Source organism: Pseudomonas sp. NFACC32-1, from assembly GCF_900101215.1.
Taxonomy (GTDB): domain Bacteria; phylum Pseudomonadota; class Gammaproteobacteria; order Pseudomonadales; family Pseudomonadaceae; genus Aquipseudomonas.
Genome location: NZ_FMUL01000012.1, coordinates 49580 through 69685 on the forward strand (window position 1 = coordinate 49580; position 20106 = coordinate 69685).

A 20106-nucleotide genomic window follows, 5' to 3' on the forward strand; every position below is an offset into this window, starting at 1 on the left:
ACGGCATCTAGCGATCAGGGCCGCCAATGCTAGTGGCCCGACCGCTAAATAACCACCGTCACATCAGCGGAACGGAGGCTCGTCGAAGCTGCGCAGCTTGCGGGAGTGCAAGGAGTTCAGCTCGGTGCGCAGCAGGTCCAGCGCGGCGATGCCGATCTTCAGGTGCTGGTTGACCGCCCGTTCATAGAACGCGTTGGCCGAACCGGGCAGCTTGATCTCGCTGTGCAGCGGCTTGTCCGAAACGCACAGCAACGTGCCATACGGCACCCGCAGGCGATAACCCTGGGCCGCGATGGTGCCGCTCTCCATATCCACCGCCACGGCACGAGACAGGTTGATCAACGGACGTTCCTGGGCCCAGCGCAGTTCCCAGTTGCGGTCATCGTAGGTCAGTACCGTGCCGGTACGCAGGCGCTTCTTAAGCTCGTCGCCCTTCTCGCCGGTGATATTCGCCGCGGCCTGCTGGAGCGCCAGTTGCACTTCCGCCAGGGCCGGAATCGGAATGTTTGGCGGTACCACCCGGTCGAGGATGCCATCGCGGCGCATGTAGGCGTGGGCCAGGACATAGTCGCCGATGGTCTGGGACTGCCGCAGGCCGCCGCAGTGACCGATCATCAGCCAGCAATGCGGTCGCAGTACCGCCAGGTGGTCGGTAATGTTCTTGGCGTTGGACGGACCCACCCCGATGTTCACCAGGGTCACGCCATGGCCGTCGCTGGCCTGCAGGTGATAGGCCGGCATCTGGTAGCGGTGCCAGACCACGCCGGCGGCGATGGCCGAGGCTTCGCCGTGGTCCATGTTCTTGTCGATGATCACGTTGCCCGGCAGGACCATGCGCACGAAACGCGGATCGCTGCGCAACTGCTCCAGGCCGTGGACGATGAACTGGTCGACATAGCGGTGATAGTTGGTCAGCAGGATCCACGGTTGCACATGGCGCCAGTCGCTACCGGTGTAGTGCACCAGTCGACGCAGGGAGAAGTCCACGCGGGCGGCATCGAACAGCGCCAGGGGCAACGGGTCGGTATTTTCCCAGTCATAGAGCCCGTCGGCGATGCCGTCGGTGGCGGCCGACAGGTCTGTGCTGGGGAAAACCCGCGCCAGCACCGCTGCCGTCACGCCGGAGCCGGCCAGTTCGTCACCCTGCTCGACCACGTACGGGTACGGGATGTTCTGTTCGCTGACACCCACTTCCACGGTGACGGTAAAGTCATGCATCAGCGGGACGAGCTGTTCCAGCAGGTATTTACGGAACGCGGCAGGGTGGGTAACGGTGACGCAATAAGTGCCCGGCAGCTGGACCTTGGCGTAGGCCCGGGTGGTTTGTGGGACTTCGCCGTGGCAATGGTAGGTCAGGCGCAGGGCGGGATAGCGAAACAAGGCCCGCTGCTCGGCATCCGGTTCGATTCGATCCTTGAGGTAACGCATGAGCGCCTGGTTCAGCGCGGTGGTCGCACGCTCGTGCAGTGCCGCGAGCCGGTCTACGGCTTGCTCGGCGGTTTGAACGACAATAAACGCTTCGGTCACGATCAGCTTCCTGTGTTCTGACTTGCAGGCCTTCATCTTGCCTGCATCGCCGCCCGACGGGAACAGTGGCGTATTGGCGCGCTCGATCATTCACCCACAATTGATCTTCAGCCCCTGTGGAGGCCAGCTTGATCGCTCCCACAGGGAGAGGTGGTGTTTCTAAAAGCCATGCGGAGTCGAGCGCGCCACGATCGCCTCGACATTCAACCCCCGAGGCAGGGCTCCATACGCCCGGCCGGTCGAACCCAGGCGACTGGCGATGAAGGCATCGCTGACCTCGCTGTTCCCCGCCTCCAGCAACAGCCTGGCTTGCAGGCCCACGGCGATGTCTTCGGTAAACTGCCGGGCGCGGTACTGGATGTCGTCGGTGTCCTTGAACGCCGTGTGCAGTCCCTCGATATGGGCGGCCAGGCGTTTGTCGCCGTGGCCGTCGCCCAGTTCGCTGAACAGCACTTCCAGCACCCCCGGTTCCTTGGACAGGGCCCGCAATACATCCAGGCATTGCACGTTGCCGGAGCCTTCCCATGTCGAGTTGACCGGCGCTTCCCGGTACAGGCGCGGCAGGATGCTGTCTTCCACGTAACCGGCACCGCCCATGCATTCGGCGGCCTCGTTGATCATTCCGGGGGCGCGCTTGCAGATCCAGTATTTGCCCACCGCCGTCACCAGCCGGGCGAACCTGGCCTCGTGCTCGTCACTCAAGTGATCCAGCGCCCGGCCCATGCGCAGGCTCAGGGCCAGGGCGGCCTCGCTTTCCAGGGCGAGGTCGGCCAGGACGTTCTGCATCAGCGGCTGCTCGCTCAGCAACCGGCCGCCGACCTGGCGGTGCGCGCAATGATGGCTGGCCTGGGTCAGGGCCTGGCGCATCAGGGCGCTGGAACCGACCATGCAATCGAAGCGTGTCATGGCAACCATCTCGATGATGGTCGGTACCCCCCGCCCCTCTTCGCCCATCATCCAGGCCAGGGCCCCACGGAACTCGACTTCGCTGGAGGCATTGGAACAATTGCCCAGCTTGTTCTTCAACCGCTGAATGTAGAACTGATTGCGGGTGTCGTCCGGGCGGTGGCGCGGCAGCAGGAAACAGCTCAACCCCTTGTCGGTCTGGGCCAGGGTCAGGAAGGCATCGCACATCGGTGCCGAACAGAACCATTTGTGACCCACCAGCTCATAGGCCTGCCCCGGACCGCTGGCGCCCACCGGATAGGCCTTGGTGGTGTTGGCGCGCACATCGGTGCCGCCCTGTTTCTCGGTCATCGCCATGCCAAGGGTGACCCCGGCCTTGTGCGCCATGCCGACATTGCGCGGGTCGTATTCGGTGGCGAGCACTTTCGGCAGCCAGCGCTCGGCCAGGTCCGGTTGCAGGCGCAACGCCGGCACGCTGGCGAAGGTCATGGTCAACGGGCAACCGGTGCCCGCTTCGGCCTGGCTATGCAGGTAGGTCATCGAAGCCCGGGCGACGTGGGCACCGGGTTGCGGATGGGCCCAAGGCAGACTGGGCAGGCCATGCTCGATGGCGGTGCGCATCAACTGATGGTAGGCGGGATGGAATTCCACCAGGTCGATGCGGTGGCCATAACGGTCATGGCTGGAAAACACCGGCTTGTTCTGGTTGGCCAGGAAGCCCGCCTCCATCAACGGCCCACCGGCCAGCGCGCCGTACTCATCGATCCGCGCCTGTGCCCAGCCAGCACCAAAACGCTGCGACCACTGTTGCAGCGGCAGGTCGATGCGATACAGGTTGGCACCGTCCAGGGAGGGGGGCTGATTGGTGACGTCGTGGGTTTCGGCGAACTGGTGCAGGTTCATGACGGGGCTCCTCGGTCGGCCAGCAGACCTTCAGTTAAGCACCGCCTCCAGGCCGAACAAAGTGTCATACCTGCCTAAATATCGGCGCTTTCACCCTGCTTCGGACAAAGCACCCGCCGTTGCAGGATCGTCTGCAACACCTCGAATTTCACCGGTTTGCTCAGGTAATCGATCAAAGAACCCGAGGGACAGAAAGGCTGCTCCAGGGAGGGACTGACCACCAGCACCGGCACATCTTCACACCCGGCCAGGGTACGGATCTGGCAGCAGACCGCCGCCCCGTCCAGCGGGGTCGACTGGCAGTCGAGCAACACCGCATCGAAACTGTCTTGCTGCAACAGTTCCAGTGCCGCATGCCCGTTGTCGACCGTACGCACCCGATAGCCAAGCTTGAGCAACATGCCGCGCATGACCAACTGATCGACGCTATTGTCATCGGCCAACAGCACCGTGCAGTCCTGGGGCCGGCGAGCGCCCTGCCGAGCGCCGAACGAAAACGGCGTGGGCACGGACACGGGCAGTGCCGTCTCGAATTCGACGTCCAGCTGGAAACGGCTGCCACGGCCGGGCTCGGAGGTATGGGTCAAACGGCCACCGAGCAACTCCACCAGTTGCCGGCAAATCGCCAGGCCGACGCCGAGACCACCGAACTCACGGGTCATCGAGCCGTCGAGCTGGAAGAACCGCTGGTACAACGTCGCCTCGCCCAGGTCGGTGAAGCCGATGCCGGTATCGATCACGGCGAAGGACAGCGCCCATCGATCGAGCGCCGTTGGCCTGCCACTGACTCGCAGCGCAAGCCCCCCCACCCGGGTGAACTTGATGGCATTGTCCAACAGGCACTCCAGGCATTGCGCCAGCTTGCCGCTGTCCCCCAGCAGGCGATCCGCCACGCCGGATGCCACGTCAACCTTGAAATCCAGCCCCTTGGCCCCGGCATTGCTGCCGAACTGCACCTGCAGGGCATCGATCATCCCGCGAAGGCTGAACGGTGCCGGCGAAACCTTGAGCTTGCCCGCCTGCAACTCGGTGAGGGTGAGCATACCGTTGACCATACGCATCATGTCCCGCGCCGAACCGGCGGCGGTCTGCTGGTACTGGATCAGCTCCTCCCCCATTTCGACGGTTTCCATCAGCTCCAGGGAACCGATCACACCATTCATGGGGGTACGCAGCTCGTGGGTCAGGGTGGCGAGGAATTCGTCCTTGAGCTTGTTGCCCTGGGCCAACTGCTGGTTGAGCATTTCCAGTTTCTGCCCGGCGTCGAACAGCGTCTGGGCCTGCTGTTCACGCATGGCGTTGATGCGGTCGGCCAGGGCCAGGGACAACAGCGCCACCTCGATGGCCGAGCCGATCTGGCTGGCGTACATGGTCAGGAAGACGTTCGGCAGGTAGCCGAGCACCATCATCGTGTTGACGATGCCCCCCACCAAGAACGCCGACCAGGCGATGATGAAGTAACGAGCCACCCGCAACCCGCGCCACCAGGCGAACAACCCGGCGGCAAAGATCACCACGGTGAAGACCAGCGCCAGTAGTGTCGCCAGACGCAGTGCCAGGGCGTAGCTGGTCATCAAAGACAGGCCGATCACCACGGCGCTGTAGGCGATCAAGGCCAGCAACAGCCGGTCCATCCAGCGGCAGTACTGGGTGGTCTGCAGGAAGCTGCGGGCGAACTGGCTGCCGAACAGTCCTGCGCAACCGATGAAGAACGGCGTCGCGGCGTTGGCCCACCAGGGGCTGTCCGGCCAGAAGAACTCCACCGCCGCGCCGTTGACCGACAACTGATAGAGGCCGAACGAAGCGATGTAGACGATGTAATAGAGGTAGCTGGTGTCTCGCACGCTCAGGTAGATGAACAGGTTGTAGACCAGCATCCCCAGCAACACGCCATAGATGATCCCCAACACATACAGGCGCACCGGTTGCTGTTCGAGGTAAGCGGTGCTGGACCACAGCGTCAGCGGCGCCTGGATCGACCCCTCGCTCTGCAGGCGCAGATACACGGTCTGGCGCTGGTCGGGCTTGAAGTCCAGGCTGAAGACATAGTTGTTCTGGCGAATTTCCCGGGCGGCGAACGGCAGCGCATCGCCGGTCCGGCGAACCAGGCGATACGCTCCCGTGGCGTCCGGCAGGTACAGGTCGAGGTGGTCCAGCGGCGGATACGCCAGCTCCAGCAGCCAGGTGCGCTGGGCCTGGGGATTCTCGGGACGGTAGTGCAGGTCGATCTTCAGCCAGAACGCCGACCGTGAATAACCGGCGTTGAGGGTGTCCTTGCCATGGGGCTTGAAGCCACCGGTTGCGGCCTGGGCCATGACATCGTCGAGGGTGGCCGTGCCGTTGACGTCTTCGAAAACCTGCATGGCCTGACCCAGGGACAGGCGTTGGGTGAACTCATTGAATTCGAGGGCGCTCGCCAAGGGGGGCAAGCACAGCAGCAACATCAGCAAATAGCGCATTTAAGCCCCAGCGTGGCCTGTCCGGTTGAGTCAGGAAGCCCCCCATTCCCTGAGTAGACGTAAAACCGGCATTACCTGTTATGTGTTGGATCCATCTTTAGCATAGCCGCTGATGGCCAATCTGCACCATTGAAATTTTTCCACCAGAACGCTCTAGAACGGGCGTTTCAGCGCAATGCATTGAGCTAGAGCTGTTGCTTTGGTCAGATTGCGATGCGCCCCTGCAGGCAGGCTCGAGGGTGGCGAGGGGAATTTAGCGTTTCGCCAGGCTCTGTACGAAAAGTCTTGAGACGAAGGTCAGGCAGTGCGGGGCAGTTTTCAACGCAGCATGAACAGGCATCAAGGCTTTTGGTACAGGGCCTTGGATCCCTCGCCACACATAAATCCTGCCTGCAGCTGTTTCCCCTGCTACAGGCGTGCGCCGATCGAATGGGTTTGGTGGTAAGCTCGCGCACCATGAATATCTACAGCTCTCGCCCCGTTGTCCTCTGTCTCTCCGGCCACGACCCCAGTGGGGGCGCCGGCCTGCAGGCAGATATCGAAGCCTTGCTCGCCCAGGGTTGTCACGCCGCTGCGGCGGTTACCGCGCTGACCGTGCAAGACACGGTGAACGTGAGCGATTTCCGCGTACTCGACCGGGAGTGGGTCCTGGCGCAAGCCAATGCCGTGCTCAACGATTCGTCGGTGGCGGCAGTCAAGCTGGGCATGCTCGGCTCGCTGGAAATGGTCGACACCGTGGTCGAGCTGCTCCAGGCGCATCCGCATTTGCCGACGGTCTGCGACCCGGTGCTGCGCGCCGGCGGCGGTGGTCGCCTGGGCAAGGATGAAGTCGGCTACGCCATGCGCGAACGCCTGTTGCCCTTGTCGATCATTGCCACCCCCAATCTGCCCGAAGCCCGCATCCTCGCCGAACTGCCCGAGGGCAGCGCGGATGAATGCGCCGAAAAACTGCTGCCCTTCGTCAAGCACCTGTTGATCACCGGCGGTCATGGCGACGAACATGAAGTTCACAATCGCCTGTATAGCCGGGACGGTCGTCGCGAAACCTTTACCTGCCAGCGCCTGCCCGGCAGCTACCATGGCTCCGGCTGCACCCTGGCCAGCGCCCTGGCCGGCCGACTGGCCCAGGGCGAACAGCTTGCCAGCGCCGTGAAGACAGCCCTGGACTACACCTGGCGCACCTTGCGCGATGCCGAACAGCTGGGCAAAGGCCAGTTCGTGCCGCGTCGCCTCCCGCTGGATTTCTGCTCCTAGCACCGGAGGCCTGCTGCATGAAACTACGTGGCCTTTACGCCATCACCGATAGCCAGTTACTGGCCGGCAAGTTCCTCGCCTATGTCGAAGCGGCACTGGAAGGTGGCGTCACCCTGCTGCAATACCGCGACAAGAGCAGCGACGAAGCACGGCGCCTGCGCGAAGCCGAAGCGCTGCGCAACCTGTGCGAACGCTACAAGACCCAGCTGATCATCAACGACGATGCCGAGCTGGCTGCGCGCCTGGGCGTCGGCGTGCACCTGGGACAGACCGATGGCCCGCTGGCACCGGTGCGGGCGCTGCTCGGGCGCAAGGCGATCATCGGCTCCACCTGCCATTCCAGCCTGGAGCTGGCCGAACAGGCGGCCAGCGAGGGTGCCAGCTATGTCGCCTTCGGACGCTTCTTCAACTCCAACACCAAGCCCGGCGCGCCCAGCGCAAACCTTGAACTGCTCGAACAGGCCCGCGTCAAACTGCATATCCCGGTATGCGCCATTGGCGGCATCACCCTGGACAATGCCGCCCCGCTGGTGGCCCACGGTGTCGACCTGCTCGCCGTGGTCCACGGCCTGTTCGGCGCCGACAGCACCGCCGAGGTGACGCGCCGCGCCCGCGCCTTCAACAGCCTGTTGCACATCAACTGATTCCGATTTCGAGAGACCGACCATGTCCCGTTCCGAAACCCTGTTTGCCAACGCCCAGAAACATATCCCCGGCGGCGTGAACTCCCCCGTCCGTGCATTCAAGAGCGTCGGCGGCACCCCGCTGTTCTTCAAGCACGCCGAAGGCGCATATGTCACCGACGAAGACGACAAGCGCTACGTGGACTACGTGGGCTCGTGGGGCCCGATGATCCTCGGGCACAGCCATCCGGACGTGCTGGATGCCGTACGCCGGCAACTGGAGCACGGCCTGTCCTACGGTGCCCCGACCGCGATGGAAACCGAGATGGCCGACCTGGTCTGCTCCATCGTGCCGTCCATGGAGATGGTGCGCATGGTCAGCTCCGGCACCGAGGCGACCATGAGCGCCATCCGCCTGGCCCGCGGCTACACCGGTCGCGACAGCATCATCAAGTTCGAAGGCTGCTACCACGGCCATTCCGACAGCCTGCTGGTCAAGGCCGGTTCCGGCGCGTTGACCCAAGGCGTGCCCAGCTCGGCCGGCGTGCCGGCGGCATTCGCCAAACACACCCTGACCCTGCCGTTCAACGATCTGGAAGAAGTCGATAAGATGCTCGGCGAAGTCGGCCAGGAAGTGGCGTGCATCATCGTCGAGCCGGTGGCCGGCAACATGAACTGCGTTCCGCCGGCCCCCGGTTTCCTCGAAGGCTTGCGCAGCCTGTGTGACCAACATGGCGTGGTGCTGATCTTCGATGAAGTGATGACCGGTTTTCGCGTGTCCCTCGGCGGAGCCCAGGCCCATTACGGCGTGACTCCGGACCTGAGCACCTTCGGCAAGATCATCGGCGGTGGCATGCCAGTGGGCTGCTTCGGCGGCAAGCGCGCCATCATGGAATGCATCGCGCCGCTGGGCCCGGTCTACCAGGCCGGCACTCTGTCGGGCAACCCGCTGGCCATGGCCGCCGGCCTGACCACCTTGCGCCTGATCAGCCGCCCCGGCTTCCACGCCGAGCTGACCGACTACACCACCCGCCTGCTCGACGGCCTGCAGATTCGTGCGGACGCCGCAGGCATCCCGTTCGTGACCACCCAGGCCGGCGGCATGTTCGGGCTGTACTTCAGCGGCGCAGACGACATCGTGACCTTCGAAGATGTCATGGCCAGCGATGCAGATCGCTTCAAGCGCTTCTTCCACCTGATGCTCGAAGGCGGCGTCTACCTGGCACCGAGCGCATTCGAAGCCGGCTTTACCTCCATCGCCCATGGCGAGGCCGAGCTGAAGATCACCCTCGATGCGGCCGAACGAGCCTTCGCTGCGCTGAAGTAAGCCTGTGGATAACTGACGCTGGCTGACACCAGCGTCAGTGATTGACGATAGCCCCCGGCCTCTTTTCCTACGCCTTTACCCCTGAAGCCGCCATTGATGCCCATCAGCAGCAGAAAAACGAGTAAAGACTTTGTAAGGATGGCCCTGCTTATTTCATAATGCGCGCTTATTGGATCCCCCGGAGGGTCCGCGCGCCCCTCAGAGGTAAGTCGATTCCCATGAACCGCACCGGCCGCACCCTTGCCCTGGGCTGCCTGTTGCTCCTTCAGCCCCTGCTGGCGAATGCACAGGCAGGCGGCAACTCGTTGTTGATCCCGGCGATGGGCCGTTGCACGCTCAACACCCAGCCACAAGATCTCGCACCGGCGCTCGACGCCTGTCGAAAAGCGGCGGACGCAGGCGATGCTCAAGCGCAATACGAGCTGGGTGAGTTCTACTACGACGGCAAGGCCGCGCCACGCGACCTCAAGCTGGCCCTCGACTATTTCGAAAAAGCCTCGCTGCAAGGCCATGCCCAGGCGCAGTTCAAGCTGGGCGGCATGTTCTTCCATGGCGAAGGCGTACCCGCCAATAACGTCCAGGCCTACATTGTCCTGAAGATGGCAGCGGTCAATGGCGCCGAAGAAGCCCTGGACACCGCCGACGAAGTCGCCGAGCAGATGCCCCGCGACGAGCTGGAAGTGGCAACCCAGGTGCTGGGACAGATCTTCCGCAAATACCTGATGGAATTGCAGAACGCCGACGGGCGCACGCCTTTTTCACCACTGCCCTGACTATTCTTCGGCCTTGATGGCCTCATCGCGAGCAAGCTCGCTCCCAAATGGGCTCTCTGTGCGCACAAGTTTGCGAGCATCGACAATCCAGTGTGGGAGCGAGCTTGCTCGCGATTGGGAGCACCTCGGTCTTGACTTACTTCTCGGGCATCGGCATCGGAAATGGCATCACGTTGCCAACCGTGCCACGGGCTTCGCTGATTTTCGGGGTGCCCAGGCGCTCCACCTCGTCGATACGCACGATCGAGTGCATCGGCACAAAACTGCGCACCACGCCTTCGAACTGTGCCTTGAGCTTTTCTTCACTCGGATCGACGACCACCTGCGTGCGCTCGCCGAAGACGAACTCTTCTACCTCCAGGAAGCCCCACAGATCGCTCTGGTAGATCTGCTTGGCGTACATCTCGAACACCTGGCCCTGGTTGAGGAAAATCACCTTGTAGATTGGAGCTTCACGTTTGGTCATGGCAGGCGAAACACATCGGCGGGTAAAAATGAGGGCGCGAACTATAGCATAGCCGTTGCTCGCACAGCGGTAGGAACCGGGGGACTTGTTCCCTATAATGCGCGGTTCTTTGAATCACGTGAGACCCAGGTCCATGGCCAAGAAGCTTTACATCGAAACCCACGGTTGCCAGATGAACGAGTACGACAGCTCGCGCATGGTGGATCTGCTGGGTGAGCACCAGGCCCTGGAAGTCACCGCGCGCGCTGAAGACGCGGACGTGATCCTGCTCAATACCTGCTCGATCCGCGAACGCGCCCAGGACCGGGTCTACTCCCAGCTCGGCCGCTGGCGCGAACTCAAACTGGCCAACCCGGAGATGGTCATCGCCGTGGGTGGCTGCGTGGCCAGCCAGGAAGGCGCGGCGATTCGTGACCGTGCGCCGTACGTTGACGTGGTTTTCGGCCCGCAGACCCTGCACCGCCTGCCGGAAATGATCGACGCGGCGCGCATCACCAAGCTGCCGCAGGTCGACGTCACATTCCCCGAGATCGAGAAATTCGACCACCTGCCCGAGCCCCGCATCGATGGCCCGAGCGCCTATGTCTCGGTCATGGAAGGTTGCAGCAAGTACTGCACTTTCTGCGTAGTGCCCTACACCCGGGGCGAAGAAGTCAGCCGGCCATTCGACGACGTGATCGCCGAGATCATCCATCTGGCGGAGAACGGCGTTCGAGAAGTCACGCTGCTGGGGCAGAACGTCAACGGTTATCGTGGCCTGACCCATGACGGCCGGCTCGCGGACCTCGCCGAACTGATCCGCGTGGTCGCGGCGGTGGACGGCATCGACCGTATTCGCTACACCACTTCGCACCCCCTGGAGTTCTCCGACAGCCTCATTCGCGCCCATGCCGAGGTGCCGGAACTGGTCAAGCACCTGCATCTACCGGTGCAATCGGGTTCCGACCGGATCCTCGCGGCCATGAAACGCAACCACACGGCGCTGGAGTACAAGTCCAAACTGCGCAAACTGCGGGCGGCGGTTCCGGGGATCTGCATCAGTTCGGACTTTATCGTCGGTTTTCCCGGCGAAACCGAGAAAGACTTCCAGCAGACCATGAAGCTGATCGAAGACGTGGGTTTCGACTTTTCCTATTCCTTTGTCTATAGCCAGCGCCCCGGCACTCCGGCGGCCGACCTGGCGGACGACACGCCCGAGGAATTGAAAAAGGAACGGCTCAACGCCTTGCAGCACCGTTTGAACCAGCAGGGTTTCGAGATCAGCCGACAAATGGTCGGTACCATCGAGCGGATCCTGGTGACCGATTACTCGAAAAAAGACCCTGGCGAACTGCAAGGACGGACCGAAAACAACCGCATCGTCAATTTCCGCTGCGACACCCCGGCCCTGATCGGCCAGTTCGCCGACGTGCACATCGACTCCGCGCAACCGCACTCCCTGCGGGGTTCGCTGGTCCAGTAACCCCCCATTGCCTGTGGGAGCGAGCCTGCTCGCGATAGCGGTGGATCAGTTGATGCCAATGTCGACAGACACTCAGCCACCGCGAGCTGGCTCGCTCCCACAGGGATAGTGTCGAGCCCTGTGATCGTTTAAGACCTTTCACACCCAGCCTACTGGCGTTATCCTTGATTTCACTTCAATTGCCCCGGGCGGCTAAAAACGACCTTGAACGCACCCATCGAACCCCATCGCTTTATCCTCGAGCCCTTTGAGGCTCGCCGCTTCGCCAATCTGTGCGGGCAATTCGACGAGCACCTGCGCTTGATCGAACAGCGCCTGGCCATCGAGATCCGCAACCGCGGAAACCAGTTCGAGCTGATCGGCGAACCCAAGCACACCACCTCCGCGGAAAACCTCCTGCGCCGTCTCTATCGGGAAACCAAAGGGAGCGAGCTGTCGCCGGACACGGTCCACCTGTTCCTGCAGGAATCGGCTGTCGAAGAACTCGACAACCACGCCCCGTCGGAACCTGCCGTGGCCCTGCGCACGAAGAAAGGCATGATTCGCCCGCGCGGCTTGAATCAACAGCGCTACGTGAAGGAAATCCTGGGCAACGACATCAACTTCGGCATCGGCCCGGCCGGTACCGGCAAGACCTACCTGGCCGTGGCTTGCGCGGTGGACGCGCTGGAGCGCGAACAGGTCCGGCGCATCCTGCTGGTGCGGCCGGCAGTCGAAGCGGGTGAAAAGCTCGGTTTCCTGCCGGGCGACCTGACCCAGAAGATCGACCCGTACCTGCGGCCCCTGTATGACGCGCTCTACGAAATGCTCGGCTTCGAACATGTCGCCAAGCTGATCGAGCGCCAGGTCATCGAGGTCGCGCCGCTGGCCTACATGCGCGGTCGTACATTGAACAACAGCTTCATCATCCTCGACGAAAGCCAGAACACCACCGTCGAACAGATGAAAATGTTCCTGACCCGGATCGGCTTCGGCTCAACCGCCGTCATCACCGGGGACATCACCCAGGTCGACCTGCCTCGTGGCACCAAGTCCGGGCTGCACCATGTGATCCAGGTGCTCAAGGACGTGCCGGGTATCAGCTTCACCCATTTCATGCCCAAGGACGTCGTGCGCCATCCACTGGTACAGCGCATCGTCGAGGCCTATGAGCGCTTCGAACAGCGCGCGGCCGAGGACACGCATGACGGCAAAGGCAATCGTCCCGATGCTTGAACTCGACCTGCAACTGGCCAGTGAACACCCCGCGCCCCAGGAAGCCCAGTTCCGCCAGTGGTGCGAGCTGGCGTTGCGCCAGCGCAGCGCCGACTCGGAGCTGACGATCCGCCTCGTGGACGAACCCGAAGGCCGCGAGCTGAACCACACCTGGCGGCAGAAAGACTACGCCACCAACGTGCTGTCGTTCCCCGCCGACGTGCCCGACGATCTGCTGGACATTCCGCTACTGGGCGACCTGGTGATCTGCGTGCCGGTGGTGGAGCGCGAAGCGGCCGAACAGGGCAAGAGCCCCGAGGCCCACTGGGCCCATCTGGTGATTCACGGCTGCTTGCATCTTCTGGGGTACGACCATATTGAAGATGAAGAAGCCGAGGAAATGGAAGCGCTGGAACGAACGTTGCTAGCTGAGTTGGGTCATCCCGACCCCTACGCCGACGACGAACACTGATACATCAACCTGTAACGACAAAGGATTCAGAGTAATCGCTATGAGCGAAGATCGATCGACCAACGGGCAGAAGTCATGGCTGGGCAAGCTCACCCAGGCTTTTGCCCATGAGCCGAAAAACCGCCAGGAGCTGCTGGAGCTGCTGCGCGATGCACACCAGAACAAACTGCTGGACAGCGAAGCGCTGGCCATCGTCGAGGGCGCCATCCAGGTCGCTGACCTGCAGGTACGGGACATCATGGTCCCGCGCTCGCAGATGATCAGCATCAAGGCGACCCAGACACCCCGCGAATTCCTGCCAGCCGTGGTGGACTCGGCCCACTCGCGCTATCCGGTGGTCGGCGAGAGTCACGACGATGTCATGGGCGTGCTGCTGGCCAAGGACCTGCTGCCGCTGATCCTCCAGGAGAACGGCGACAGCTTCAACATCAAGGACCTGCTGCGTCCGGCCACCTTCGTGCCCGAATCCAAGCGCCTCAATGTGCTGCTGCGCGAGTTCCGCGCCAACCACAACCACATGGCCATCGTCATCGACGAGTACGGCGGCGTGGCCGGGCTGGTCACCATCGAGGACGTGCTCGAGCAGATCGTCGGCGACATCGAGGACGAGCATGACGTGGAAGAAGACAGCTACATCAAGCCGTTGCCCAGCGGCGACTTCCTGATCAAGGCCCTGACGCCGATCGAGAACTTCAACGAGTTCTTCGACAGCCAGTTCTCCGACGACGAGTTCGACACCGTCGGCGGCCTGGTGATGAGCGCCTTCGGCCACCTGCCCAAGCGCAACGAAACCACGGAAATCGGTTCCTGGCGCTTCCGCATCCTGAACGCCGACAGCCGCCGGATCCACCTGCTGCGCCTGTCACCCATCGCCCGTTAAACCACTCGAGACCCGCTAAGGACATACATGCGCTGGATAACCCGCCCCGGCTGGCCCGGTAACCTGCTGGCCGTGGCGGCCGGCGCGATCACCACCCTGGCCCTGGCGCCTTTCGACATCTGGCCCCTGGCACTGCTGGCGGTGGGGTTGTTCTACGCAGGGTTGCGCGAGCTTTCCCCTCGCCAGGCCCTGGGCCGCGGCTGGTGCTTCGGCTTCGGCCTGTTTGGCGCCGGCACCAGCTGGATCTACGTCAGCATCCATAACTTCGGCGGCGCCTCGGTATTGCTTGCCGGGCTGCTGATGCTGCTGTTCGTTGCCGCCATCGCCTGGTTCTTCGCCCTGCCCGCCTGGCTCTGGGCCCGCTGGCTGCGGCGCAACGAAGCCCCATTGGCCGACGCCCTGGCCTTCGCCGCGCTCTGGCTCGGCCAGGAGGCCTTTCGCGGCTGGTTCCTCACCGGATTTCCCTGGATGTATTCCGGCTACAGCCAGCTCGACGGTCCGCTGGCCGGCCTCGCGCCGCTGGGCGGAATGTGGCTGATTTCCTTCACCCTGGCCCTGACCGCTGCGCTGCTGTACAACGCGCCCCGGCTGATCCGCGCCAGGCGCAAGGGATTCATCGCGGCCGGCGTGGCATTGCTGGCGGGCCCGTGGATCGTCGGCATGGCGCTCAAGGGGCATGCCTGGACCAGCCCTTCGGGCGACCCGCTGAGTGTCGCGGCGATCCAGGGCAACATCGAACAGAACATGAAGTGGGACCCCGATCAGCTCAACGCGCAACTGGCCCTGTACCGCGACATGAGCTTCGCCTCCAAACGCGTCGACCTGCTGATCTGGCCGGAAACGGCGGTCCCGGTGCTCAAGGAATCTGCCCAGGGCTATCTGGACATGATGGGCAACTTCGCCGCCGAGCGGCAATCGGCTCTGATTACCGGCGTGCCGATTCGCCAACTGGTGCGCCACGAGAAGCGCTATTTCAATGGCATCACCGTGACCGGCGAAGGCGACGGCACCTACCTGAAGCAGAAGCTGGTGCCGTTCGGCGAATACGTGCCCCTGCAGGACCTGCTGCGGGGCCTGATCGCGTTCTTCGACCTGCCCATGTCGGATTTCGCCCGCGGCCCGTCCGACCAGCCATTGCTGCAGGCCAAGGGTTACCAGATCGCGCCGTTCATCTGCTATGAAGTGGTCTATCCAGAATTCGCCGCAGGCCTGTCGGCCCGCAGCGACCTGCTGCTGACCATCAGCAACGACACTTGGTTCGGCACGTCCATCGGCCCCTTGCAACACTTGCAAATGGCCCAGATGCGTGCCCTGGAAGCCGGTCGCTGGATGATCCGCGCCACCAACAACGGCGTGACCGGCCTGATCGACCCCTTTGGGCAAATCACCGCACAGATCCCTCAATTCGAGCGAGGCATCCTCTATGGCGACGTGGTGCCGATGCATGGACTGACACCGTACCTGCAATGGCGCTCGTGGCCATTGATCATCCTGTGTGTGTTGCTGGTGGGCTGGGCGCTGATGGCGGGGCGGATGGCCAAGACCGTCTAAGGCCTTTTCCCGCCCCCATGGAGAGCGGCTTTATCCCCGCTGGGGCGCGAAGCGCCCCCCATTCAAACTGTCTGGCACACCACAGTGTCGGTTCTTTTTCGGGGCTGCTTCGCAGCCCAGCAGGGATAAAACCCCCTCGCCACAGACAGGCCATTCATCACAAGGCCGTTCAGCGATAGAACAACCAATACCCCACCAGCCCCACCGCCTCGTTCATCAACTGCCCTGATTGCCAGATCGACTTGAACTCCGGCATCCAGCCACCCAGCGGTCGCGCATTGTCCTGCCCCAGGAAACCCACCGGCGCCGGCACCACTTCAAATCCCGACCGTTCGAAGCTCATGACCGCCCGTGGCATGTGCCACGCCTGGGTCACCACCACGACCCGCTTGATACCCGCCGGCAGCAGGATCTCGGCGCTCATCCGGGCATTTTCCCAAGTGGTGCGGCTGCGCCCTTCCTGCCAGCGCACGGTGACGCCGAAATCGTCCCGCATCGAATCGGCCATCAACTGTGCCTCGGAGGGCGGGCTGCCGTAGTGCAGGCCGCCGGAGGTCAGCACCGGCAGTCCCGAGGCCTTGGCCAGGCGCGCCGCATAACGCTGGCGCTCCAGGCCGACACCAGTGGGCTGGTCGGCGCCCCAGGCCAGGTCGCCGCGCTCGCGGCCCGAGCCCAGTATCACGATGGCATCGGCCCGCTGGGCCAGACCTGCCCATTCGCTGTGCAGCAAAGGCGGTTCGCGCTCCAGGCCCTTGGCACTCCACTGCACCACCACCGGCAGGCTCATCAGCCAGAAACCGCCCAGCCCCACGATAAAACACAGGCGGGCCAGGCGCGGCCGGGAATCACGCCACCACCAGGCAAGCGCCAGCAACAGCAACAGAAGGCCGGGAGGTAATAAAAGCTGTTTGATGAAATAGCGAAACGGCATCGGGCATCTCCATAGATGCCCGAAGCCTAGGTGGGTTGACGCAAAGCGACAACAGATTCGAAAAGACCTTGAATCAAAAAAGCAGCACGCGTGAATCCGGCTTACTTGAACTGCATGGACCGGACCTTTGCAGCATCCTTGTCGGGCGTCCGATCCTTGAGCCAGACAACCTTGGCCGAACGGGGCGCATCGAGACGCTGGAGTACCTGGGCCCCGCTTGTGCGGGCCTGATGTCCGACCTGTTCGAGGTAAGCCTTGACCAGTTCGAACTCTGCGGGGCTCAAGCCACGCAGTTCCAGCTCTGCCGGACGCTCATCGCGCAAGCGACCGGCGGTTCTTGCAGCGTCCAGGGCCACCCCGAGACGATCGATCAGTTTTTCATACAACTCCGGTGTAGCGACTTTTCGTTGTGATTCAACCATCCCTCACCTCATTGAAGATAAGACTCACTCCCCATTGAGAAGCTTAGCTTCGCTGGGCAAACCGGCAGGACGCCGCGACCAACGGCCCTGAACGCTCGGTGGCGCCGGCTGTCGACACGGTCCGACACGCAATCAGGGTTTCCCTCCGCGGAGCGCGGTCATGTATGCTACGGCGCTTCCTGTAACTCCACTTCCAGCTCCGCTGGGCATCGAAAGCGCCACATTTGGCGTCGTTCGCGTCCAGCATGGCAACGAAGCGGATTGGGCCACCCCATTCAGTACAAAAGTAGCCATGCACGAACACTACCAGCCCCGTGAAATCGAAGCCGCCGCCCAGTCTTTCTGGGACGAGCAAAAGTCCTTTGAAGTCAGCGAACAGCCAGGCAAGGAAACCTACTACTGCCTGTCGATGTTCCCTTACCCCAGCGGCAAGCTACACATGGGGCATGTGCGCAACTACACCATCGGCGACGTGATCTCCCGCTACCAGCGCATGCAAGGCAAGAACGTCCTGCAGCCCATGGGCTGGGACGCCTTCGGCATGCCGGCGGAAAACGCCGCGATGAAGAACAAGGTGGCCCCTGCCAAGTGGACCTACGAAAACATCGCCTACATGAAGTCCCAGCTGCGCAGCCTGGGCCTGGCGGTGGACTGGTCCCGCGAGGTCACCACCTGCAAGCCCGACTACTATCGCTGGGAACAGTGGCTGTTCACCCGCCTGTTCGAAAAAGGCGTGATCTACCGCAAGAACGGCACCGTGAACTGGGACCCGGTGGACCAGACCGTACTGGCCAACGAACAGGTCATCGACGGCCGCGGCTGGCGCTCCGGCGCGCTGATCGAAAAGCGCGAGATCCCGATGTACTACTTCAAGATCACCGCCTACGCGGATGAGCTGCTGGAGAGTCTCGACGAACTGACCGGCTGGCCCGAACAGGTCAAGACCATGCAACGCAACTGGATCGGCAAGTCCCGGGGCATGGAAGTGCAGTTCCCGTACGATGTCGCCTCCATCGGCGAAGCCGGTACCCTGAAAGTCTTCACCACCCGCCCGGATACGCTGATGGGCGCCACCTACGTCGCCGTCGCCGCCGAGCACCCGCTGGCGACCCTGGCGGCCCGGAACGACTCCGAACTGCAAGCCTTCATCGCCGAATGCAAGAGCGGCAGTGTGGCCGAAGCCGATGTCGCCACCCAGGAGAAAAAAGGCCTGCCGACCTCGCTGTTCGTCAAGCACCCCCTGACCGGTGAGAAACTTCCGGTATGGGTCGCCAACTACGTGCTGATGCACTACGGCGATGGCGCCGTGATGGCGGTGCCGGCCCACGACGAGCGTGACTTCGAATTCGCCCACAAGTATGACCTGCCGGTCAAGCCGGTGGTCCGCACCAGCGCGGGCGACCAGACCCCGGCCCCTTGGCAGGACGCCTACGGTGAGCACGGCGAGCTGATCAACTCCGGCGAATTCGACGGCCTGGACTTCGCCGGCGCGTTCGACGCCATCGAAGTGGCCCTGATCAAGAAGAACCTGGGCGCCTCCCGCACCCAGTTCCGCCTGCGCGACTGGGGCATCAGCCGCCAGCGCTACTGGGGCTGCCCGATTCCGATCGTGCATTGCGACGCCTGTGGCGACGTCCCGGTGCCGGAAGACCAGTTGCCGGTGGTCCTGCCGGAAGACGTCGTACCCGACGGTGCCGGCTCGCCCCTGGCCCGCATGCCCGAGTTCTACGAGTGCAGTTGCCCGAAATGCGGCGCACCGGCCAAGCGTGAAACCGACACCATGGACACCTTCGTCGAGTCCTCCTGGTACTACGCCCGCTATGCCTCGCCGCGCTATGAAGGCGGCCTGGTAGACCCGGCGGCAGCCAACCACTGGCTGCCGGTGGACCAGTACATCGGCGGTATCGAACATGCGATCCTGCACCTGCTCTATGCGCGCTTCTTCCACAAGCTGATGCGCGACGAAGGCCTGGTCAATTCCAACGAACCGTTCAAGAACCTGCTGACCCAGGGCATGGTGGTCGCCGAGACCTACTACCGCCGCGAGGCCAACGGCGCCTACACCTGGTACAACCCGGCGGACGTGGAGCTGGAGCGTGACAGCAAGGCCAAGGTCATCAGCGCCAAGCTGATCGCCGATGGCCTGCCGGTGGAAATCGGCGGCACCGAGAAGATGGCCAAGTCCAAGAACAACGGCGTCGACCCACAGTCGATGATCAACCAGTTCGGCGCCGACACCTGCCGCCTGTTCATGATGTTCGCCTCGCCACCGGACATGAGCGCGGAATGGTCCGACTCCGGCGTCGAAGGCTCGCACCGTTTCCTCAAGCGCGTCTGGCGCCTGGCCCAGGCCCACGTCACCCAGGGCCTGCCGGGCAAGCTGGACATCACCGCCCTGAACGACGAACAGAAGGCCATCCGCCGCGCGATCCACCTGGCCATCAAGCAGGCCAGCCATGACGTCGGCCAGAATCACAAATTCAACACCGCCATCGCCCAGGTGATGACGTTGATGAACGTCCTGGAAAAAGCCGCCCAAGGTACCGAACAGGATCGTGCGCTGCTGCATGAAGGCCTGGAGGCCGTCACGTTGCTGCTGGCTCCGATCACCCCGCACATCAGCCATGAACTGTGGAATCGCCTGGGCCACGCGGACCCGGTGATCGACGCTTCCTGGCCCGTGGTGGATGAAAGCGCGCTGGTTCAAGACAACCTGACCCTGGTCATCCAGGTCAACGGCAAGCTGCGCGGGCAGATCGAAATGCCGGCCAGCGCCAGTCGCGAAGAAGTCGAAGCCGCCGCACGGGCCAACGAAAACGTGCTGCGCTTCGTCGACGGCCTGACGATCCGTAAAGTGATCGTGGTGCCCGGCAAACTGGTCAATATCGTCGCAAGCTAATTGGATCGGGCGCCCGGCCGCGGCCGGGCGCCGAATATGACCTGCGGGGCCGCACTG

General features: G+C 63.1%; 16 protein-coding genes. 10 read left to right on the top strand and 6 right to left on the bottom strand.

Annotation, left to right across the window (positions count from 1 at the left end):
- Positions 1 to 63: 63 nt before the first annotated feature.
- The 3 genes from amn to BLP99_RS18240 all read right to left on the bottom strand — a co-directional run bounded on the left by amn (position 64) and on the right by BLP99_RS18240 (position 5795).
- Positions 64 to 1563, bottom strand: a complete 1500-nt coding sequence (gene amn / locus BLP99_RS18230; protein ID WP_165887859.1) for an AMP nucleosidase — start codon at positions 1561 to 1563, stop codon at positions 64 to 66.
- Positions 1564 to 1686: 123 nt separating this feature from the next.
- Entirely contained in the window at positions 1687 to 3336 is a 1650-nt protein-coding gene (locus BLP99_RS18235) for an acyl-CoA dehydrogenase family protein (protein WP_092181317.1), read from the bottom strand.
- A 74-nt stretch (positions 3337 to 3410) separates the two neighbouring features.
- The gene (locus BLP99_RS18240; RefSeq protein ID WP_072395902.1) at positions 3411 to 5795 is read right to left on the bottom strand and encodes a hybrid sensor histidine kinase/response regulator; all 2385 of its coding nucleotides are present in this window, start codon (positions 5793 to 5795) and stop codon (positions 3411 to 3413) included.
- Positions 5796 to 6251: 456 nt separating this feature from the next.
- Between BLP99_RS18240 and BLP99_RS18245 the strand changes: the two genes are divergently transcribed.
- From BLP99_RS18245 to BLP99_RS18260, 4 genes are all read left to right on the top strand, one after another.
- Positions 6252 to 7049: a bifunctional hydroxymethylpyrimidine kinase/phosphomethylpyrimidine kinase gene (locus tag BLP99_RS18245; protein ID WP_072395892.1), complete on the top strand. Its 798-nt coding sequence runs from the start codon at positions 6252 to 6254 to the stop codon at positions 7047 to 7049.
- Positions 7050 to 7066: 17 nt separating this feature from the next.
- A complete protein-coding gene (thiE, locus tag BLP99_RS18250) occupies positions 7067 to 7693 on the top strand; it encodes a thiamine phosphate synthase (RefSeq protein ID WP_072395890.1) in 627 nt (208 codons plus the stop codon).
- 22 nt (positions 7694 to 7715) lie between these two features.
- The gene (gene hemL / locus BLP99_RS18255) at positions 7716 to 8999 is read left to right on the top strand and encodes a glutamate-1-semialdehyde 2,1-aminomutase (protein ID WP_092181320.1); all 1284 of its coding nucleotides are present in this window, start codon (positions 7716 to 7718) and stop codon (positions 8997 to 8999) included.
- A gap of 218 nt (positions 9000 to 9217) precedes the next feature.
- Positions 9218 to 9772, top strand: a complete 555-nt coding sequence (locus BLP99_RS18260) for a tetratricopeptide repeat protein (RefSeq protein WP_072395876.1) — start codon at positions 9218 to 9220, stop codon at positions 9770 to 9772.
- A gap of 136 nt (positions 9773 to 9908) precedes the next feature.
- Here the strand turns inward: BLP99_RS18260 and BLP99_RS18265 are convergent, their stop codons facing one another.
- On the bottom strand, positions 9909 to 10238 hold the full coding sequence (locus BLP99_RS18265) for a DUF1820 family protein (RefSeq protein WP_024780849.1): 330 nt from the start codon (positions 10236 to 10238) through the stop codon (positions 9909 to 9911).
- Positions 10239 to 10371: 133 nt separating this feature from the next.
- Here BLP99_RS18265 and miaB point away from each other — a divergent pair, with 133 nt between their 5' ends.
- The 5 genes from miaB (at position 10372) to lnt (ending at position 15797) form a co-directional block, all read left to right on the top strand.
- On the top strand, positions 10372 to 11700 hold the full coding sequence (miaB, locus tag BLP99_RS18270) for a tRNA (N6-isopentenyl adenosine(37)-C2)-methylthiotransferase MiaB (protein WP_176776516.1): 1329 nt from the start codon (positions 10372 to 10374) through the stop codon (positions 11698 to 11700).
- A gap of 204 nt (positions 11701 to 11904) precedes the next feature.
- Positions 11905 to 12915, top strand: a complete 1011-nt coding sequence (locus BLP99_RS18275) for a PhoH family protein (RefSeq protein WP_072395872.1) — start codon at positions 11905 to 11907, stop codon at positions 12913 to 12915.
- Positions 12908 to 13366 (top strand): rRNA maturation RNase YbeY, encoded by a 459-nt coding sequence (ybeY, locus tag BLP99_RS18280; RefSeq protein WP_072395870.1) that lies wholly within the window; start codon positions 12908 to 12910, stop codon positions 13364 to 13366. Before BLP99_RS18275 ends, ybeY begins: the two co-directional genes overlap by 8 nt.
- A gap of 40 nt (positions 13367 to 13406) precedes the next feature.
- Entirely contained in the window at positions 13407 to 14246 is an 840-nt protein-coding gene (locus BLP99_RS18285) for an HlyC/CorC family transporter (RefSeq protein ID WP_072395868.1), read from the top strand.
- Between the two features lie 27 nt (positions 14247 to 14273).
- Positions 14274 to 15797 (top strand): apolipoprotein N-acyltransferase, encoded by a 1524-nt coding sequence (lnt, locus tag BLP99_RS18290; protein WP_072395866.1) that lies wholly within the window; start codon positions 14274 to 14276, stop codon positions 15795 to 15797.
- Positions 15798 to 15966: 169 nt separating this feature from the next.
- Here lnt and BLP99_RS18295 read toward each other — a convergent pair whose 3' ends face one another.
- Together BLP99_RS18295 and BLP99_RS18300 are read right to left on the bottom strand one after the other, a co-directional pair.
- On the bottom strand, positions 15967 to 16728 hold the full coding sequence (locus BLP99_RS18295) for a YdcF family protein (RefSeq protein ID WP_076406203.1): 762 nt from the start codon (positions 16726 to 16728) through the stop codon (positions 15967 to 15969).
- A gap of 101 nt (positions 16729 to 16829) precedes the next feature.
- Positions 16830 to 17150, bottom strand: a complete 321-nt coding sequence (locus BLP99_RS18300; protein WP_072395842.1) for a hypothetical protein — start codon at positions 17148 to 17150, stop codon at positions 16830 to 16832.
- Between the two features lie 292 nt (positions 17151 to 17442).
- Here BLP99_RS18300 and leuS point away from each other — a divergent pair, with 292 nt between their 5' ends.
- Positions 17443 to 20049, top strand: coding sequence for a leucine--tRNA ligase (gene leuS, locus BLP99_RS18305; protein ID WP_092181325.1), 2607 nt, complete (start codon positions 17443 to 17445; stop codon positions 20047 to 20049).
- Positions 20050 to 20106: the final 57 nt, after the last annotated feature.

What these genes read in the sequence shown, in the direction of transcription:
- amn (WP_165887859.1), bottom strand. Translation starts at nt 1,563, where the DNA reads ATGAAGGCCTGCAAGTCAGAACACAGGAAGCTGATCGTGACCGAAGCG.
- BLP99_RS18235 (WP_092181317.1), bottom strand. Translation starts at nt 3,336, where the DNA reads ATGAACCTGCACCAGTTCGCCGAAACCCACGACGTCACCAATCAGCCC.
- BLP99_RS18240 (WP_072395902.1), bottom strand. Translation starts at nt 5,795, where the DNA reads ATGCGCTATTTGCTGATGTTGCTGCTGTGCTTGCCCCCCTTGGCGAGC.
- BLP99_RS18245 (WP_072395892.1), top strand. Translation starts at nt 6,252, where the DNA reads ATGAATATCTACAGCTCTCGCCCCGTTGTCCTCTGTCTCTCCGGCCAC.
- thiE (WP_072395890.1), top strand. Translation starts at nt 7,067, where the DNA reads ATGAAACTACGTGGCCTTTACGCCATCACCGATAGCCAGTTACTGGCC.
- hemL (WP_092181320.1), top strand. Translation starts at nt 7,716, where the DNA reads ATGTCCCGTTCCGAAACCCTGTTTGCCAACGCCCAGAAACATATCCCC.
- BLP99_RS18260 (WP_072395876.1), top strand. Translation starts at nt 9,218, where the DNA reads ATGAACCGCACCGGCCGCACCCTTGCCCTGGGCTGCCTGTTGCTCCTT.
- BLP99_RS18265 (WP_024780849.1), bottom strand. Translation starts at nt 10,238, where the DNA reads ATGACCAAACGTGAAGCTCCAATCTACAAGGTGATTTTCCTCAACCAG.
- miaB (WP_176776516.1), top strand. Translation starts at nt 10,372, where the DNA reads ATGGCCAAGAAGCTTTACATCGAAACCCACGGTTGCCAGATGAACGAG.
- ybeY (WP_072395870.1), top strand. Translation starts at nt 12,908, where the DNA reads ATGCTTGAACTCGACCTGCAACTGGCCAGTGAACACCCCGCGCCCCAG.
- BLP99_RS18285 (WP_072395868.1), top strand. Translation starts at nt 13,407, where the DNA reads ATGAGCGAAGATCGATCGACCAACGGGCAGAAGTCATGGCTGGGCAAG.
- lnt (WP_072395866.1), top strand. Translation starts at nt 14,274, where the DNA reads ATGCGCTGGATAACCCGCCCCGGCTGGCCCGGTAACCTGCTGGCCGTG.
- BLP99_RS18295 (WP_076406203.1), bottom strand. Translation starts at nt 16,728, where the DNA reads ATGCCGTTTCGCTATTTCATCAAACAGCTTTTATTACCTCCCGGCCTT.
- BLP99_RS18300 (WP_072395842.1), bottom strand. Translation starts at nt 17,150, where the DNA reads ATGGTTGAATCACAACGAAAAGTCGCTACACCGGAGTTGTATGAAAAA.
- leuS (WP_092181325.1), top strand. Translation starts at nt 17,443, where the DNA reads ATGCACGAACACTACCAGCCCCGTGAAATCGAAGCCGCCGCCCAGTCT.